Origin of the sequence: Roseofilum acuticapitatum BLCC-M154, from assembly GCF_030068475.1 — a bacterium.
In the GTDB taxonomy this organism is placed as follows: Bacteria; Cyanobacteriota; Cyanobacteriia; order Cyanobacteriales; family Desertifilaceae; genus Roseofilum; species Roseofilum acuticapitatum.
The window spans coordinates 22,798-40,487 of record NZ_JAQOSP010000146.1 but is presented as its reverse complement, the minus strand read 5'-3'; the positions used below and the strand labels follow the sequence as shown (position 1 = coordinate 40,487).

14 protein-coding genes are annotated in these 17,690 nt (G+C 46.8%); 9 read left to right on the top strand and 5 right to left on the bottom strand.

Annotated elements, in window-relative coordinates; translation table 11 throughout:
- The 3 genes from PMG71_RS22325 to PMG71_RS22315 form a co-directional block, all read right to left on the bottom strand.
- Positions 1 to 588 (bottom strand): RNA-guided endonuclease InsQ/TnpB family protein (locus PMG71_RS22325; RefSeq protein ID WP_283755944.1); only part of this gene is annotated, 588 nt, incomplete at its 3' end.
- Between the two features lie 136 nt (positions 589 to 724).
- A complete protein-coding gene (locus tag PMG71_RS22320) occupies positions 725 to 1,900 on the bottom strand; it encodes a tetratricopeptide repeat protein (RefSeq protein ID WP_283755943.1) in 1,176 nt (391 codons plus the stop codon).
- An 81-nt stretch (positions 1,901 to 1,981) separates the two neighbouring features.
- Positions 1,982 to 2,809, bottom strand: a complete 828-nt coding sequence (locus tag PMG71_RS22315) for an ATP-grasp domain-containing protein (protein WP_283755942.1) — start codon at positions 2,807 to 2,809, stop codon at positions 1,982 to 1,984.
- Positions 2,810 to 3,140: 331 nt separating this feature from the next.
- Here PMG71_RS22315 and pcrA point away from each other — a divergent pair, with 331 nt between their 5' ends.
- Entirely contained in the window at positions 3,141 to 5,537 is a 2,397-nt protein-coding gene (pcrA, locus tag PMG71_RS22310) for a DNA helicase PcrA (RefSeq protein WP_283755941.1), read from the top strand.
- Positions 5,538 to 5,811: 274 nt separating this feature from the next.
- The gene (gene argC, locus PMG71_RS22305; protein ID WP_283755940.1) at positions 5,812 to 6,873 is read left to right on the top strand and encodes an N-acetyl-gamma-glutamyl-phosphate reductase; all 1,062 of its coding nucleotides are present in this window, start codon (positions 5,812 to 5,814) and stop codon (positions 6,871 to 6,873) included.
- A gap of 42 nt (positions 6,874 to 6,915) precedes the next feature.
- Here argC and PMG71_RS22300 read toward each other — a convergent pair whose 3' ends face one another.
- On the bottom strand, positions 6,916 to 7,110 hold the full coding sequence (locus PMG71_RS22300) for a ssl0294 family protein (protein WP_283755939.1): 195 nt from the start codon (positions 7,108 to 7,110) through the stop codon (positions 6,916 to 6,918).
- Positions 7,111 to 7,273: 163 nt separating this feature from the next.
- Between PMG71_RS22300 and purC the strand changes: the two genes are divergently transcribed.
- The 5 genes from purC to lpxA all read left to right on the top strand — a co-directional run bounded on the left by purC (position 7,274) and on the right by lpxA (position 13,080).
- The gene (purC, locus tag PMG71_RS22295) at positions 7,274 to 8,002 is read left to right on the top strand and encodes a phosphoribosylaminoimidazolesuccinocarboxamide synthase (protein WP_283755938.1); all 729 of its coding nucleotides are present in this window, start codon (positions 7,274 to 7,276) and stop codon (positions 8,000 to 8,002) included.
- 145 nt (positions 8,003 to 8,147) lie between these two features.
- Positions 8,148 to 10,886, top strand: a complete 2,739-nt coding sequence (locus PMG71_RS22290; protein ID WP_283755937.1) for a BamA/TamA family outer membrane protein — start codon at positions 8,148 to 8,150, stop codon at positions 10,884 to 10,886.
- Positions 10,887 to 10,888: 2 nt separating this feature from the next.
- Positions 10,889 to 11,713 carry a UDP-3-O-acyl-N-acetylglucosamine deacetylase gene (gene lpxC, locus PMG71_RS22285; protein WP_283755936.1) on the top strand — a complete coding sequence of 275 codons (825 nt, stop codon included), beginning with the start codon at positions 10,889 to 10,891 and terminating at the stop codon, positions 11,711 to 11,713.
- A gap of 24 nt (positions 11,714 to 11,737) precedes the next feature.
- Positions 11,738 to 12,232 (top strand): 3-hydroxyacyl-ACP dehydratase FabZ, encoded by a 495-nt coding sequence (gene fabZ, locus PMG71_RS22280; RefSeq protein WP_283755935.1) that lies wholly within the window; start codon positions 11,738 to 11,740, stop codon positions 12,230 to 12,232.
- Positions 12,233 to 12,279: 47 nt separating this feature from the next.
- Positions 12,280 to 13,080 (top strand): acyl-ACP--UDP-N-acetylglucosamine O-acyltransferase, encoded by an 801-nt coding sequence (gene lpxA, locus PMG71_RS22275; protein ID WP_283755934.1) that lies wholly within the window; start codon positions 12,280 to 12,282, stop codon positions 13,078 to 13,080.
- Between the two features lie 492 nt (positions 13,081 to 13,572).
- Here the strand turns inward: lpxA and PMG71_RS22270 are convergent, their stop codons facing one another.
- Positions 13,573 to 14,379 (bottom strand): Uma2 family endonuclease, encoded by an 807-nt coding sequence (locus PMG71_RS22270; RefSeq protein WP_283755933.1) that lies wholly within the window; start codon positions 14,377 to 14,379, stop codon positions 13,573 to 13,575.
- Between the two features lie 65 nt (positions 14,380 to 14,444).
- Here PMG71_RS22270 and lpxB point away from each other — a divergent pair, with 65 nt between their 5' ends.
- Together lpxB and groL are read left to right on the top strand one after the other, a co-directional pair.
- The gene (lpxB, locus tag PMG71_RS22265) at positions 14,445 to 15,617 is read left to right on the top strand and encodes a lipid-A-disaccharide synthase (protein ID WP_283755932.1); all 1,173 of its coding nucleotides are present in this window, start codon (positions 14,445 to 14,447) and stop codon (positions 15,615 to 15,617) included.
- 150 nt (positions 15,618 to 15,767) lie between these two features.
- A complete protein-coding gene (gene groL, locus PMG71_RS22260) occupies positions 15,768 to 17,432 on the top strand; it encodes a chaperonin GroEL (protein WP_283755931.1) in 1,665 nt (554 codons plus the stop codon).
- The last annotated feature ends 258 nt before the right edge of the window (positions 17,433 to 17,690 follow it).

Below are 17,690 nucleotides of genomic sequence, written 5' to 3'. Positions count from 1 at the left end.
GGCAATGAAATACTTTAATCCCAGGTCAATACCTACTACTTGCCCAGTCGGTTGCGTTTCAATCAGGACATTTACGTCAATTGCGAATTGAGCGTAATACCCGTCAGCACGACGGACTAGGCGAATACGTTTAATCTGCTTTGTGTCATAGTAATTAAGGTCGTAGGTTCCCTTTAATTTAAGATTACCAATCCCTTTCTTATCTGAGAAAGTTATTGATTTCCGGTTCTCCGAAAGCTTCCAGCCAGATGACTTATATTCAACCGAGCGGCAGTTCTTCTTAAACCTCGGAAATCCTTTTTTCCCTTTAACTTTCTTCTGGCAGTTATCGTAAAACCGAGCTATTGCGCTCCAAGCCCTTTCCGCCGCAGATTGTCTAGCCATTGAGTTTAATTCATCGGCAAAGGGAAACTCAGCAGCTAATACTGCACAATATTTATTCAATGTGTACTTATCTACTTTTGAATCTTTATTGTCCATCCAGTAGCGCAAACACTTATTTTGAATAAATTGGCTAGTACGAATGGCTTCGTCTATGGCCTGATATTGCGACTCCTTCCCTTTGACTTTAAACTCGTAAACAATCATGGGTATCGACCAACTGACCACATACTTATGTTAACACAAAAAGCATAAAGCCGTCCTAGAAGGACGGGGTTTTAAACCCAAAATTTTCGATAATATCGGATTCGATGGTCATTTGGGCTACTCCTAATTTCCTGTATTAACTACCCATTTTATCCCCACTCTCTAAACTTTTCTGGGCCTTTTCTCGACAGGTGTGCAACACAGGATCGTCCGGTTCCATTTCCAAAGCGCGATCGCATACTTCCAGAGCTTCCCCATCCCGTCCTAAATTCAATAAGGAAATTGCCTTATTTTTCCAAGCTGCATAGAAACTCGGTTGTAGATTGATCGCCTGCTCAAAACTACTCAAAGCTAACTCAAACTCCTGTAACTGAAATTGAGCCATTCCCCGGTTATACCAGGTTTGCTCATCATGGGGATTAACCGTGATGGCGCGATCGTAGGCGGCGATCGCCTGTTCAAACTTCTGTAACTTAAATAATAAATCCCCCTTCATTGCCCAGGCGATCGCCGACTGAGCATTCAAACTCAGGGCCCGATCCACAGAGGCGATCGCCCCCCGTAAATTCCCCCCTTGCTCCTGCTTCACACTCGACTGCATCAGCGCCCTAACCTGTAGCTCCTGTAACACACCCTCCGGATCGCTCCTCTCAATTCCCATCTGTTGCGCCAACTGTTTCGCCATCTGCGGTCGTAATTGCAACAAACGCAACACCCCCGACAAACTATTCAAAGACGGCAACTCTAGACTCGGTTGAGTCGGTTTTTCAGCCGGTTGAGGACGTTTTGGAGGCTCTTTCTTCTGCTCAGGAGGCTTAACAATAGGCTCTTTCTTCATGACTGGAGGCGGAGCGATGACCGGTTTTTCCTCCACCACTGGCGCTTCTTCCACCCCTTCCGGTTCCCTCGGTCTTGCCAAAAGCGTCGCACCAATCTCACCCGCAAGTTGCCCCAAAGCTTCCCGATAGACCTCCCCCAACCTTACCATCCGTCGCCCTAACTCCAAATTCGGCGATCTCGACCCCAAAACCCGCTCACCAAAGCGCTCTAACCATGCCAACCATTCCCCCTCACTTGCACGCTCTTCCCATTGTCTGAGAAAACCCCGAATTTCTCCCTCTTGCCATCCTTGTTCGCTCACCCCATTCAGAAGCTCATTAAACAAGAATTCATGGTGAGTATAGCTTAGGGGAGGCCCTTGAGGAGCGCTAGAATCAGCAACCTTATTTCCCCCTAACCTTTGCCATAACTTGTGCCACCATTGAGATAAACGAGCCAGGAGACTTCGCCATAATTTGCGCCAATCTAGCATCAGCAATCTTAATTCCTACAGAGCTGCTACCAGATTAATCCATTCTCTGAAAATTTCCACCACTCATCCCCCTTCTCCTCCTTACTCAGCCATCAGAGACCTTAAAAGCTTCTCAAACACCTCAACCACTAACTGCTCTGAATTATCGCGAATAAAGATCCCATAATTCGGATTGGAATTAATTTCGATTAACCATAACTTCCCTGACTTATCTACCGCAATATCAAATCCTCCATAGCTAATGGGAAATCGCTCAAAAACAGGTTTGATAAAATCTTCCATCTGGTTTATCAGACCTTGATCCTGAATATGAATCGCTTGAGCGCCTTCCCAATGCAGAGGACTTAAATTGCCTGTAAAAGTAGCATTTTGAATATTTTTCTCATACAGCAATACCAACGCTTTATGGAGAAAAATAGCCCGATATTCTCTTTCAATCTGGATCGCTTCCTGGGCTAGGGCTAGATAGTCATAATCTTTATTATGGCGATTGAAAATTTGGGATAAAGAGGCTTCAATCTGACTGGGTTCCTGACAGAGAAACACATTCATCCCACAAGATCCTGTGTTTTTTTTCACTATTACAGGCCAGGTGAAATGATGTTCAATATCTGCTCTAATTTCTGGAATACTTTTACAGATAGCATAGTTCTTATAAGTGGGAACCTGGGGATCGACATAGGCAGATGTTTTCGGCATCGCCACCCGATCTTTGAGTAGATGATAAGTATAATCCTTATCTTTGACAATTTTCATCATCGCTCCAGTTAACATGGGAGTAAATCCATTGACAAATAGATAAGGCTTGTCGAGATTAACTTGGATTACATTTCGATTAGGGTGAACCATCTCATAATCCAGGCTTAAAGACTTGCAAGCTTCCAATAAAAGGCGAATATTGGTGAACATTAGGGCCGTTTAAAAGTAGGAATGTGAAAGAGTAGAGAAAGACCTGGATAATCTGAGACGGTCTAGATATCCGTTCATTCTTGAATACCAAAGTAGATGATAGCACAAGGAATTCATTTTGAAAATAGTCCCATCCTGAAATTTTCAAGACCAAATTACATAGATTTTGGGTTGAAACTCAACAGCCCAATTCTGTAATAAATCTCCTTTAATCGCTAACTTCGTTGGGATAGAAAATGAAAACTCTATTTATTTTCGGATTTCCCTAAGTATCACCAGTAATGTTATAATGTCATCTCTCGTTTGCCGTAGACTCAGCCTTGTCCCGACCATGACCCAAACCTCAGATTTTCTCAGTGTTCTCAATCCTTCGCAACGAAAGGCGGTTGAGCATGTGTGCGGCCCGATGTTGGTGGTTGCCGGTGCAGGTTCGGGCAAAACTCGTGCCCTTACCTATCGGATTGCCCATTTAATTTTACGGCATCGGGTGCATCCAGAACAGATTTTGGCGGTAACTTTTACGAATAAAGCAGCGCGGGAGATGAAAGAGCGCATTGAACGGTTGTTTGCCGAGCAGTTGGCTCGCAGTTCTACGGGGCGCGATTGGGAGGATTTGGGGGAGGCGGAACAGATGCGGTTGCGATCGCGCATCTATCAAGAGTATATTAAACCCCTATGGGTCGGTACATTCCATGCTTCCTGCGCTCGAATTTTACGCTACGACATCGATAAATACCAAGATGAAACCGGCAGACGATGGGATAAACAGTTTTCTATCTTTGATGAATCAGACGTACAAAGCCTAGTCAAAGAAATTGTCACCAAAGACTTAAATCTAGATGACAAAAAATTTAACCATAAATCCGTTCGTTACGCCATTAGCAATGCCAAAAATCAGGGATTATCGCCCCAAGACTTCCAGCGAGAACAACCCAACTATCGCGGACGGGTGATTGCTGAAGTCTATGAAATGTATCAGAAGCGGTTAGCCGAAAATAACGCCCTCGATTTTGATGACTTAATCTTAGTTCCCGTCAGATTATTGCGACAAAATGAACAGGTTCTAGCCTACTGGCATAACCGGTTTCATCACATTTTAGTTGATGAGTATCAGGATACCAATCGCACCCAATACGATCTCATTCGCTTGTTATCTACCGGTGGAGTTCAGAGCAATAACAATAAAGATTGGCAAAATCGCTCGATTTTTGTCGTCGGAGATGCCGATCAATCCATTTATAGTTTCCGCATGGCTGATTTTACCATTTTGATGGATTTTCAAAAAGATTTTGGTGATGGTTTGCCGGATCGCAACAGCCAAACTATGATTAAACTAGAAGAAAATTATCGCTCGCGAGAAAATATCCTAAAAGCAGCGAATCACTTGATTCAAAACAATAAGGAGCGGATTGATAAGGTGTTACGTCCCACTCGTGATTCAGGAGTTCCCATTACCTGCTACCAAGCCGATAATGAAGTAGAGGAGGCAGAATTTGTCATTCGTCAGATTCGTCAACTCGAACAAAAGAATCCGGAGGTTAATTGGGGCAGTTTTGCCATTTTGTATCGCACTAATGCCCAGTCCCGTGCCTTTGAGGATGTGTTGGTGAGGCAAAATATTAAATATCGGATGGTGGGAGGCTTAAAGTTTTACGATCGCAAAGAAATCAAGGATGCCATTTGCTATCTACGCTTATTGATCAACCCAGCCGATACCGTCAGCTTATTACGAGTGATTAATATCCCCCGTCGCGGGATTGGCAAATCCACCTTAGATCGACTCTTAGGTGCATCGGCAGAACTCGGTATTCCCCTATGGGAAATCATCAGTGATGAAACCTCTGTGAGAACCTTAGCCGGGCGCTCAACCAAAGCAGTGATGAGCTTTTATAGCCTGATTTCCCGTTGGCAATCTCGTGTAGAAACTGAAACAGCTTCGACGATTGCTCAAGGGATTTTAACGGACTCTGAATATCTCAAAGATCTCAAATACCAGGGAACCGATGAATCGGAAAATCGCTTACAAAACCTACAAGAACTCTTTAGCGCCATTACCCAATATGAGGAAGAAACCGGCGATACCCATCTCTCCAGCTATCTCAATTATGCCCCCTTGCAATCTGAGTTAGATAATCTGGAAGAAGGAGAAAATGCGGTTACTTTAATGACCCTTCATGCTGCCAAAGGTCTAGAATTTCCCATTGTCTTTTTAGTCGGTTTAGAAGAGGGTTTATTTCCCAATTTTCGCAGCATAGATGACCCCGCAGCTCTAGAAGAAGAACGGCGCTTATGTTATGTGGGTATTACCCGCGCCCAGGAACAATTATTTTTAACCCATGCCCAAGAAAGACGGTTGTGGGGTAACCGAGAACCGGCAACTCCTTCGCAATTTTTGGGCGAATTACCCCGCGAGTTATTAAAGGGGAGTAATGCTTATGCTTCTAGAGTTAGTTCCCCTCGATCGGATTCCCCTGAAAAACCCGCAGCAAAAACCGTCAGCAAGCCGGTGAAGAAAAATGAATCTAAGAGTGCAAGTAAGACCAAAAATAGTGCAAAAAAAAATCAGGGTTGGCAAGTGGGCGATCGCGTCCTGCACCGTAGCTTTGGAGTAGGACAAATTACCCATGTATTCGGCAAGGGAGAACAGCAATCAGTAGCCATTCAATTTACGGGTTTAGGGCGCAAAATTCTTAACCCCAAAGTGGTTCCTTTACAAAAATTGCCCTGAACTGAGGAAAAGGTGTTCTAGGTAAGATGGTCAACGTTAGCGTGGGAAAGGGACTTCTTCTCCCCTTCTCCTGCGGGAGAAGGGGCTGGGGGATGAGGGAGGACTATGTATAAAAAATAATTTTTAATTTTTAATTTTTAATTTTTAATTGAATGTCAGTTTTGGGACTACAATGCAGCCAACCTTTAATCCTTCAGGGTTCCCTTACCTAGAACCCTGAATTCGGATCTAAACTCGAATCACGTACACTCTACATTTCACTAAGGGTCAAATCATGGGAGACAATGGGCAAGTTACCGTTGGTATAGTGGGCGCTTCTGGCTATGGAGGCGTGCAACTGGTGCGGATGTTATGCGAACATCCCAAAGTCGATTTAGTTTATTTAGGAGGCGACAGTAGCGCGGGCAAATCCTATGGGGATATTTACCCCCATTTGGCCCATCAGGTGAATCTTACGGTTGAATCTATTGATATTGATAAGATTGCCTCTCGCTGTGAGGTCGTATTTTTAGGGCTGCCCAATGGGTTAGCGTGCAAGATGGCTCCCCAATTACTCGAAAGAGGCTGTTTGGTTCTGGATTTGTCGGCCGATTATCGGTTAACCGATATGGAGGTCTATAAGGCTTGGTATGGCAGCGAAGACCGGGCGGATTATGAGGTACTCTCGAAGGCAGTGTATGGATTACCGGAAATTTATCGCGATCGCATTCCCCATACTAATCTCATTGCTTGTCCGGGATGTTACACTACGAGCAGTTTACTGGCGATCGCCCCCTTACTCAAACAAGGATTAATCGAACCCGATACCCTCATTGTCGATGCCAAGTCCGGCACATCTGGAGGCGGAAGACAAGGTAAAATTAACCTCCTCTTAGCAGAAGCCGATAGCTCCTTCTCAGCCTATGGCGTAACCCGTCACCGACATACCCCCGAACTCGAACAAGTCTGTAGCGATTTAGCCAGCCATGAAGTTAAGGTGCAATTTACTCCCCATCTGATTCCCATGGTACGTGGGATCTTAGCCACGGTTTATGCGACCCTGCGCGACCCCGGTTTAGTCCGGGAAGATTTACGCACCATCTATAGCGTCTTCTATCAAAATTCCCCTTGGGTGCGGGTATTACCCAATGGCATCTATCCGCAAACCAAGTGGGCCTGTGGGACGAATCTCTGCTATCTGGGTTTAGAAGTGGATGCGCGTACCAATCGGGTAATTGTGATGTCAGCCATTGATAACCTCATTAAGGGACAAGCGGGCCAAGCCATTCAATGTCTGAATCTGATCAAGGGTTGGGACGAAACCTTGGGTTTACCCCAATTAGCCTTTTATCCCTAACCCATAGGGGGGAGAGGCAATAATAGCCCTTCCCCCATAAACTTAATCAATTTCAATCGACTGCGGGCCAGAAGACGAAGGAGTATCGGTTTCTGGGGTGCTAATTTGTTGATCCAGCCAGGTCTTAATCGGATCTTCTGATAAATTGAGCCGTAACACCCCAGAACAGAATCCCCCGAAAAAGGCTACGGGTTGTTGGGTCAGTTCTTGAAAAATAGGCGCAAATTGATCGAACATAGTTCAAAAAGAATTAGGCTGTATGGTGCTATTGGGATTGTAGCGTGTGGTTTACCAAAATTCACAAATTGTCACCTTAGCCGATTCGCTAATGACTCATGATAATGACTGCCCCAAAAAGAGGTATCGTTAAGGCTAATGGGTTTTGAATTCTCAACGCTTTATGACACAACAGACACAACTGTACGAAGGGAAAGCCAAAATCGTTTACCAAACCGAAGATCCCGATGTGCTACTCTCCTATTTCAAGGATGATGCTACGGCGTTTAATGCCCAAAAACGGGGAACCATTACTGGTAAGGGACAGATTAATTGTGCGATCTCCAGTCATTTATTCCAAATGCTCGAAGCTCAGGGCATTCCCACCCACTATATTGACTGCCTTTCGGATCGGAAAATGCGGGTGAAGGCGGTAACGATTGTGCCCATTGAGGTCATCGTGCGTAACCGTGCTGCCGGTAGTCTCTGCAAACAAACGGGTTTAGCTCTGGGTACGGAAATCGATCCGCCTCTGGTAGAATATTGCTATAAAAATGATAGTTTGGGCGATCCTCTGCTAACTCGCGATCGCCTCCTGCTCCTCAACCTCGCTACACCAGAAGAACTCGACCAGATTCGCCAAATGTCCCTGGACATCAATCATCATCTGAGCGCCTTTTTCCAGGAGTGTGGCATCATCCTGGTTGATTTTAAGCTAGAATTCGGGCGCGATCGTCACGGCCATATCCTCCTCGCTGACGAAATTAGCCCAGACACCTGTCGTTTATGGAAACAGGACGAAACTGACCCCCAAGCGCGTATCCTAGATAAAGACCGCTTTCGTCAGGATTTAGGCGATGTTGAATCTGCCTATGAGCAAGTGCTAGAAAGAGTTTTAGGCAAGACCAAATGAAAATACCTCTTCAGAAGTGTTAAGTTAAGGGGTTGATTGAGGTGTTTTGGCTGGAGTCGTAGGATTGCCCTAATCCGAATACCCGACTCAACAGCCAAGCCAACTGTTCAATGTGGTGTGTGGAAGTTTACGGAACGTGAAAACAATGCGCTTGTCTCCTGTCTGGTTGACCTTATTAACCACTTCGGCAACTCTCAGTTTTGTCGAGTCTGTCCAAGGTCAAGTTTTAAACCCTACTGCGGAAACAGTAGACCCTTCTCCTTACACGACTGATGAGGATATTCATGGGCAATCTGTGCCGATTATACCAGAGTCAGAGAAAGAATCTATCCCCATTCTTCATCAATCCCTAGGAGTTTCTTCTTCTAAATCTTTAGGAGAAAAACTGGCATTTACGCCTTTTTCGGAAGTAAAAGAAAGTGGATTAACGGAGCAACAAACCTTAGCCTTTACCGCACTTCCTCAACCGCAACCGCTAGAGGAAAAATCTCAACAACTGGCATTTACGCCTTTTTCTCAAGTTAAGGAAAGTGGATTAACGGAGCAACAAACCTTAGCCTTTACCGCACTTCCTCAACCGCAACAGTTAGCGGAAAAATCTCAACAACTGGCATTTACGCCTTTTTCTCAAGTTAAGGAAAGTGCGCTAACGGAGCAAAAAACCTTAGCCTTTACCGCACTTCCTCAACCGCAACCATTGGCGGAAAAATCTCAACAACTGGCATTTACTCCTTTTTCTCAAGTTAAGGAAAGTGGATTAACGGAGCAACAAACCTTAGCCTTTACCGCACTTCCTCAACCGCAACCATTGGCGGAAAAATCTCAACAACTGGCATTTACGCCTTTTTCTCAAGTTAAGGAAAGTGGATTAACGGAGCAACAAACCTTAGCCTTTACCGCACTTCCTCAACCGCAACCGTTACAGGAAAAATCTCAACAACTAGCATTTACGCCTTTTTCTCAAGTTAAGGAAAGTGGATTAACGGAGCAAAAAACCTTAGCCTTTACCGCACTTCCTCAACCGCAACCGTTACAGGAAAATGCCTTAATTGCATCCCTCACGACTCAAGTGAGCCAAAATAATGACGCATCACCCACAGAACCGAGAGTATTAGTAGCAGAAGTGGTTGTGCGTGGAGTAGAGGGAGACTTAAGAAATCGAGTATTTGAGGTGATTAGTACCCAAGCTGGACGTACTACTACCCGTTCTCGACTGCAAGAAGATATTGATTCTATTTTTGCTACGGGATTCTTTGCCAATGTGCGAGCTACTCCAGAGGATACCCCATTAGGTGTAAGGGTAACATTTGAGGTAGAGCCTAATCCAGTTTTAAGGCAAGTTACAATTAATGCTAATCCAGGAACAGATATTCCTTCCGTGGTTCCCCAGGAAGCAATCGATCAAATTTTTGGAGATCAATATGGAAAAACCCTAAATCTGCGTCGTTTGCAAGTGAGCATTCAAGATTTGAACACCTGGTATCAAGAGAATGGGTATATTTTGGCTCAGGTAGTGGATGCACCAGAAGTGGGGGATGATGGGACGGTTACCCTAGTGATTCCCGAAGGGGTGATTGAAGGAATTGAGATTGTTTATCTGAATCGAGATGGGCAGGATACGGAAGAAGATGGAGAGCCAGTTAGGGGGAGAACGCGGGAGTATATTGTTACTCGCCAATTGAGTTTACAACCGGGAGATATTTTTAATCGGGATACGATTCAAGCTGATTTGCAGCGTGTGTATGGCTTGGGTGTTTTCCAGGATGTGAATGTGACGTTGAATCCGGGAACTGACCCCACGAAAGTGGTGGTGGTGCTGAATGTACAGGAACAAAATACGGGATCGATCGCCGCAGGAGGCGGTATCAGTTCTGCCAGTGGTCTGTTTGGCTCCTTAAGTTATCAAGAAACGAACTTTCGGGGTAGAAACCAGACCCTGGCGACAGAAGTGCAGCTTGGAACCCGTGACTTCCTATTCGATGTTAGTTTTAGCGACCCGTGGATTAGCGGAGATCCCAACCGTACAGCTTATACCATGAATGGATTTAGACGGCGATCGATCTCCCTGGTTTATGACGGTGATGAAAACCCGATCCGCTTAGAAAATGGCGATCGCCCCCGCGTGCTGCGTACCGGTGCAGGTATTCGCTTTTCCCGTCCCTTGGGCGAAGACCCCTTAAAACCCGATTGGATAGGCTCCCTAGGCTTACAATACCAGCATGTTTCGATCCGCGATGCCGATAATGACCTCACCGCTAGAGACGATGAAGGGCAACGTCTAGCCTTCCATAATACCGGCGTAGATGACCTGCTCATGCTCCAGTTTGGCATGGTCAAAGATAGCCGTAACAACCCAGCCCAACCCACCGGTGGCTCCCTCACCCGATTCAGTATCGAGCAGTCCATTCCCGTCACCAGCGTCGTCATGAGTCGTTTACGGGGCAGCCATACCTTCTATGTCCCCGTTAAATTCACCGACTTCCATGAAGGCCCCCAAGCCCTAGCCTTTCAAATTGAAGGCGGTGCAACCTTCGGAGACCTCCCCCCCTATGAAGCCTTCATTCTCGGCGGTCTAGAGTCGGTTAGAGGCTTTGCAGAAGGAGATCTCGGCAGTGGTCGCTACTTCCTCGAAGGAACTGTAGAATATCGCTTCCCCGTCGCCCGACTCTTTGGAGGTGTATTATTTGTAGATGCCGCCAGCAACCTCGGATCGGGTAGTGCCGTGATTGGAGACCCCTCCGGACGCAGGGGATTGCCCGGCTCAGGAGCAGCCGCAGGGATTGGGGTACGCATCAATACCCCCCTGGGGCCCATCCGTGTAGATTACGGATTTACCACCGATGGCAGTAGTCGAGTACACTTTGGCATTGGAGAGAAATTTTAATCATGGCGATCGCAACTCTAACCCAACCCTTCACCCAATCCGGTATCGGTTTGCATAGTGGTCTGGAAACCCAAGTCAAAGTTCTACCCGCCCAACCCGGAAGCGGACGCTACTTTGTCCGCGTCGATCTACCCAATCGCCCCACCATTCCCGCCCAGATCGCAGCCGTAAAATCCACCATCCTCTCGACGGAACTAGCCGTTGGACAAGCCAGCGTGCGTACCGTAGAACACCTACTCGCCTCCCTAATTTCCCTCGGCATCACCGATGCCCGAATCGAGATCGACGGCCCCGAAATTCCCCTACTCGATGGTTCATCCGCCCCCTGGGTTGAAGGCATTCTCGACCATCAACCCGATGGGAGACAGTTTCCAGTATCAGAAAAAAACCTAACCGAACCCATTTGGATTACCGATAAAGATGCCTTTGTTGCCGCCATTCCTGCGCCCCAACTGCGCTTTACCTATGGCATCGAATTCGACTTAGCGGCGATCGGTCAACAATGGCACACTTGGCAACCCGATCGCGAACCCTTCAGCACCACCATCGCCCCCGCTCGCACCTTTGGCCTCGCCCACCAAATTGAACACTTACGGGCGCAGGGGTTAATTAAAGGTGGTAGTCTGGATAATGCTCTCGTTTGCGGCCCTGAAGGTTGGCTCAATCCCCCCTTACGATTTGCCAATGAACCCGCCCGTCATAAACTCTTAGACCTGGTGGGAGACCTGAGTTTAGTGGGAGTTCCCCCTGTAGCTCACTATCTGGCATTTAAGGCCAGCCATCACCTTCATGTGCAACTGGCGAAGAAAATTGCCCAACTGATTTAATTTCTGTTTTTTAGCGTCTAACCCATGTCCACAGAAACCCAAACCAACCCAGAAACCTCGGTTCTCGATCCGACAAACATCGTTTTTAGTGTAGAAGAGATTCATAAACTGCTTCCTCATCGCTATCCCTTTGCTCTAGTAGACCGGATTATCGCCTATGAACCAGGTAAATGGGCAGTGGGAGTAAAAAATATCACTTTTAATGAACCCCAATTTCAAGGACATTTTCCCGGCCGTGCCATTATGCCAGGGGTATTAATGGTTGAAGCCATGGCCCAAGTCGGGGGGATTGTTGTGGTGCAAATGCCAGATTTTCCAGCCGGATTATTTGCCTTTGCCGGTATCGATAGGGTCAAGTTTCGCCGTCCTGTCGTTCCCGGAGACCAGTTAATCATTACCGCAGAAATTACCAAAACTCGTCTAAAAGTAGGATTTGTGGTCATGCAAGGCAAAGTAGAAGTCAATGGTGAATTGGCTGTAGAAGGAGAACTCAAATTTTCTATTCTCAGTCAAGCGTAAATTAAGTATTGGTTTTTAGAGACAAGATTAAACAGAATGGGGGAGATATGACCACCCTAATTCATCCAACGGCAGTGATCAAAAGTGGCGCTAAGGTTCATCCGACGGTGAGCGTTGGCCCCTATGCCGTAATTGGAGAAAATGTGACTATTGGGGCAAATACAACGATCGGCCCCCATGTGGTGCTAGAGGGATGGACGGAGATCGGAGAAAGAAATGAAATTTTTACGGGAGTGGCTATTGGCTTGGCTCCCCAAGATCTCAAGTATGATGGGGCCCAAACTTGGGTCAGAATGGGTAATGATAATTGTATTCGGGAATATGTGACGATTAATCGGGCTACGGGGCCGGATGAAGCGACGATTATCGGCGATCGCAATTTATTGATGGGTTATGTGCATGTAGCCCACAACTGCATCATCGAAAATGAGGTAGTCGTGGCCAATTATACGGGTTTTGCCGGCCATGTGGTGGTGGAATCGAAGGCCAGAATTAGCGGTCTGTTGGGGGTTCACCAGTTTGTCCATATTGGCAAAATGGCGATGGTAGGCGGCATGAGCCGGATCGATCGCGATGTGCCTCCCTATATGACAGTGGAGGGAAATCCAGCTAGGGTGCGATCGATCAATGCCATAGGCTTAAAACGTTCTGGATTAACTGAAGAAGACTTCAGCACTCTCAAGCAAGCCTATCGAATGCTCTATCGCTCTGAGATGACCTTCAAGCAAGCCCTAGAAGAGTTAAGCACCCTACCGGAAACCGAACCCTTACGCCACCTACAACAATTCCTGCATCAATCTATAACCGACCCAGGCCGCCGAGGCCCCATTCCAGGGAACAAGGAATAGGTCATCCGTGGTGGTACATGGGCCCATGAAAATGAGACGGTACTCCATAACATCGCCCAGGGTATACAGTGCTTTGCGCCGTTATATCAAGTCCGGATAAAGGGTGAAGAAGGGGGCCAGATGCCCGCACTCCTATAATCCCTTGATATTGCTGGAGTGGGAGCGTCTCGCTCCCTAAATTTTTAATCATGGTATTTCCGCTTCGCGGACATGAACAATCGGACTTGATATTACAGCGCTTTGCGCTGTATCGGTGGACAGTAGGAAAAGATCCCCCCTTGCCCCCCTTAAAAAGGGGGGAATAGGAAAGTCCCCCTTTTTAAGGGGGATTTAGGGGGATCAAGATGTCCCATATAACAGCGAAAACTGCTGTATGGGGAGATATGGGAGCAAAGAATAGACTCAGTAGAGAGCTGTTTAGCTGTTCTAGCTAGGATTAAAAACAGTCACTTGTCCCATATAGCAGAGGAAACTGCTGTAATTGTTAAAAAATTAAGGATCATTGGGTAGATTGTCAGGATCGAAACCCATAGCAATCAACCGATCTCTCAATTCTTGCAATGCAGTCTGCGCTTGCTCTTTCTCCTGCCGTTCTCGTTCTTTCTCCTGCCGTTGCCGCTCAGTTTCTTCGGCCTCCGTCGGAATTAAATTCCCAGCCGCATCATAAAACCGCAACCATCGTCGCTCGATTCCTTTATGGCTTCCTTGCCACAATCTCAACCCTAATCCTAACTCTTCTAACCATAACTGATTATTGCTTATCTCTAGTTCTCGATAGCCCTTTTCTTCTAATTGAAACGCTCTAAAATTCTCCTGTTCTCGTTCATAAACAATATAATAGGGCACTCGTAGAATTTGCTCGTACACTTGCCATTTGGTCGGCGGTTCATTCTCTTTACGAGTTATTTCTCCTAAGTCTTCTCGTTGGGTACTCGGTGACAAGAGTTCTACCACCATAAAGGGATTCACTTCTTCTTGCCAAACGACATAACTCATCCGTAAGTCTCTCTGTTCATATAAGCGAGATACTCCTACTACTGCAAACCAGTCTGGACGTTTGTATCTATTGGTCTTCTCTACATCGTAGTAGAGATTCAAATCCATGGCTGAAAAGACCTGCTCTGGGGAATAGGTAGCCGGTTGAAAGGTTTGCTCTAACAATTGAGCCTGTATGGGATGATATTGGTCTGGCAAGCCCGGTTCTCCTACTTCTTCACTGGGTAAGTCGTACATGGTGGGTAGGTCTTCTCTTTTAGGGGTTCGAGAGATGTTGTATTGCTTTTGAGTGAGGTTAACCATTTGACCAGATGGAGTGCTTTTGTTCTATACTATCGCTTTGACAAGCAGTTTACAGCCGGTTACCCATGGCTACCATTTTTATCAGTACCGGTGAAGTTTCAGGCGATTTGCAAGGCGCTCTTTTGGTGGAAGCCTTGTACCGTCAGGGTCGTCAACAGGGTTTAGATCTGGAAATTTTGGCTTTGGGGGGGCAGCGCATGGCTGATGCGGGGGCAACCTTGCTCGGTCAAACTACAGGAATTGGTTCTGTAGGACTTTTTGAGGCTCTACCCTTTGTTTTGCCTACGCTGAAAATTCAGGAGCAAGTGAAGCGCTATTTGCGGCAAAATCCGCCAGATTTGATTATTTTGATTGATTATATGGGGCCGAATTTGAGTATTGGGGGGTATTTGCGCCGCCATTTACCTCAAGTGCCGATTGTGTATTATATTGCTCCTCAGCTCTGGGTTTGGTCTCAGAATCAACGGGATACTCAAAAGGTTGCTGAAATTACGGATTTATTGCTGGCGATTTTCCCAGAAGAGGCGCGATATTTTGGGGAGCATCAGGTGAATGTGAATTGGGTGGGACATCCCTTGATTGACAGGATGCAAGGGTTTCCATCCCGCTCTCAGGCTCGTGTTAAGTTGGGTATTCCAGAGGATCAAAAGGCGATCGCCTTAATGCCTGCTTCCCGTCGTCAAGAGTTGAAGTATTTAATGCCGGTGATGTTTGCAGCAGCACAACAGATTCAGCAGAAGTTACCAGAGGTCAAATTTTGGATTCCCTTGTCTCTAGCGGAGTTTCGAGAACCGATTGAAAGGGCGATCGCCGATTTTAAACTGAATGCAACCCTTGTGGATGACCAAGTACAGGAAGTTTTAGCTGGTGCAGATTTAGCGATTTGTAAATCGGGTACGGTGAATTTAGAGTTAGCCCTCTTAGATGTGCCTCAAGTAGTCATGTATCGCTTAAATGCTCTCACAGCTTGGATCGCTCGCTATATTGTCAAACTCTCTTTACCCTATGTTTCTCCTGCTAATTTGGTGGAGATGAAGCCCATTGTGCCGGAATTTTTGCAAGAACAGGCGACTCCGGAAGCCTTGAGCGAAAGTGCTTTAGAGCTGTTATTAAATCCCCAGATTCGCCAAGAAACCCTACAAGGTTATAGCCAAATGCGCCAAGCTCTGGGACAACCGGGCGTATGCGATCGCGCTGCAACAGCCATTTTGGAATTCTGGCGATCGGCTCAGGATTAATCCCCCCCATCTTCCCACCCCCACCCATGTGTGGATATCCCTACCTCGAAACTTCACCCAAACCTGATATATGTGGAAGAGGTTAGCACTCTCTTCACTAGAGTGCTAATATCACTGAATGATATCAGGTAAACCTAACCCTAAAGGTGTATGGCTAAAATCGTCTCATTTAAGGAAGAATCGCGCAAAGCCTTAGAAAAAGGTGTAAACGCCCTTGCGGATGCCGTCCGTATTACCCTCGGCCCCAAAGGTCGGAATGTGCTTTTAGAAAAGCAATATGGTGCGCCCCAAATTATTAATGATGGGATTACCGTCGCTAAAGAAATTGAACTTGAAGATCCTCTAGAAAATACTGGAGCGCAACTGATCCGGGAAGTGGCTTCCAAAACCAAAGACACGGCTGGAGATGGAACCACCACCGCCACCGTTTTAGCTCAAGCCATGGTCAAAGAAGGACTCAAAAATGTGGCCGCTGGCGCAAACCCCGTAGCGCTACGTCGGGGAATTGAAAAAACCATCGCCCATTTAGTCAAAGAAATTCAAGCGATCGCCAAACCCGTAGAAGGAGATGCGATCGCCCAAGTCGCCACCGTTTCTGCGGGTAATGACGAAGAAGTGGGGCAAATGATTGCCAAAGCCATGGAAGCAGTGACCAAAGATGGGGTCATCACCGTTGAAGAATCTAAATCCTTACTCACCGAGCTAGAAGTGGTTGAAGGGATGGAAATCGATCGCGGTTATCTGTCGCCCTATTTCATCACCAACAGCGACCAAATGACGGTGGAATACGACAACGCCAAGCTTCTGCTCACCGACAAAAAAATCAGCTCCATTCAAGATTTAGTTCCCGTCTTAGAAAAAGTGGCCAGAGCGGGTCAACCCCTGTTGATCATGGCTGAAGACATTGAAGGAGAAGCTCTGGCGACTCTAGTGGTGAATAAAGCCAGAGGGGTACTCAATGCTGCTGCGGTTAAAGCGCCCGGATTTGGCGATCGCCGCAAACAAATGCTCCAAGACATCGCCGTACTAACCGGCGGTCAAGTCATCTCCGAAGAAGTCGGTCTAAGCCTTGACACCGCCACCCTAGACATGCTGGGAACCGCCCGCAAAATCAGCATCGACAAAGACAGCACCGTAATTGTTGCCGAAAACAACACCCAAGCAGATGTCGAAAAACGGATCGGCCAAATTCGTCGTCAACTCGAAGAAACCGACTCTGACTACGACAAAGAAAAACTTCAAGAGCGCATCGCCAAACTCGCTGGTGGAGTAGCCGTCATTAAAGTAGGTGCAGCCACCGAAACCGAACTCAAAGACCGCAAACTCCGCATCGAAGACGCACTCAACGCCACCAAAGCCGCCGTTGATGAAGGCATCGTTCCCGGAGGCGGAACCACCTTAATTCACCTATCCAAAAAAGTCGAAGAACTCAAAGCCCAATTAAACGCTGAAGAGCAAATTGGTGCAGAGATTGTCGCTCGCGCCTTAGCTGCTCCCCTACGTCAAATCGCCGATAACGCTGGCGTTGAAGGTTCAGTCGTCGTCTCCCATGTACGGACAACCGAATTTAATGTGGGCTACAATGCCGCCACTGGCGAATATGTAGACATGATTTCCGCCGGTATTATTGACCCCGCCAAAGTCGTTCGTTCTTCCGTACAAAATGCTGGCTCCATTGCCGGAATGGTTCTCACCACCGAAGCCCTAGTCGTTGAAAAACCCGAACCCAAATCTGCTGCTCCCGATATGGGCGGCATGGGCGGCATGGGCGGCATGGGCGGCATGGGTGGCATGGGCGGCATGGGTATGATGTAATTACCCATGGAAGGTTTTCCTATCCATTTCACCTAGCTTTATGAATGGGCAGCTTGTTCTTCTGGACAAGCTGCTTTTATCTTATCCATTACAGCAGTTTTCGCTGTTATGCGGTAGACTTTGATCCCCCTAAATCCCCCTTAAAAAAGGGGACTTTCTTATTCCCCCCTTAAAAAAGGGGGACTTTCTTATTCCCCCCTTAAAAAAGGGGGACTTTCTTATTCCCCCCTTAAAAAAGGGGGACTTTCTTATTCCCCC

Coding starts and splice junctions, on each gene's coding strand:
- PMG71_RS22270 (WP_283755933.1), bottom strand. CDS start 14,379: ATGGTTAACCTCACTCAAAAGCAATACAACATCTCTCGAACCCCTAAA.
- argC (WP_283755940.1), top strand. CDS start 5,812: ATGGGAGACAATGGGCAAGTTACCGTTGGTATAGTGGGCGCTTCTGGC.
- lpxA (WP_283755934.1), top strand. CDS start 12,280: ATGACCACCCTAATTCATCCAACGGCAGTGATCAAAAGTGGCGCTAAG.
- PMG71_RS22320 (WP_283755943.1), bottom strand. CDS start 1,900: ATGCTAGATTGGCGCAAATTATGGCGAAGTCTCCTGGCTCGTTTATCT.
- lpxB (WP_283755932.1), top strand. CDS start 14,445: ATGGCTACCATTTTTATCAGTACCGGTGAAGTTTCAGGCGATTTGCAA.
- PMG71_RS22315 (WP_283755942.1), bottom strand. CDS start 2,809: ATGTTCACCAATATTCGCCTTTTATTGGAAGCTTGCAAGTCTTTAAGC.
- fabZ (WP_283755935.1), top strand. CDS start 11,738: ATGTCCACAGAAACCCAAACCAACCCAGAAACCTCGGTTCTCGATCCG.
- pcrA (WP_283755941.1), top strand. CDS start 3,141: ATGACCCAAACCTCAGATTTTCTCAGTGTTCTCAATCCTTCGCAACGA.
- PMG71_RS22300 (WP_283755939.1), bottom strand. CDS start 7,110: ATGTTCGATCAATTTGCGCCTATTTTTCAAGAACTGACCCAACAACCC.
- purC (WP_283755938.1), top strand. CDS start 7,274: ATGACACAACAGACACAACTGTACGAAGGGAAAGCCAAAATCGTTTAC.
- lpxC (WP_283755936.1), top strand. CDS start 10,889: ATGGCGATCGCAACTCTAACCCAACCCTTCACCCAATCCGGTATCGGT.
- groL (WP_283755931.1), top strand. CDS start 15,768: ATGGCTAAAATCGTCTCATTTAAGGAAGAATCGCGCAAAGCCTTAGAA.
- PMG71_RS22290 (WP_283755937.1), top strand. CDS start 8,148: ATGCGCTTGTCTCCTGTCTGGTTGACCTTATTAACCACTTCGGCAACT.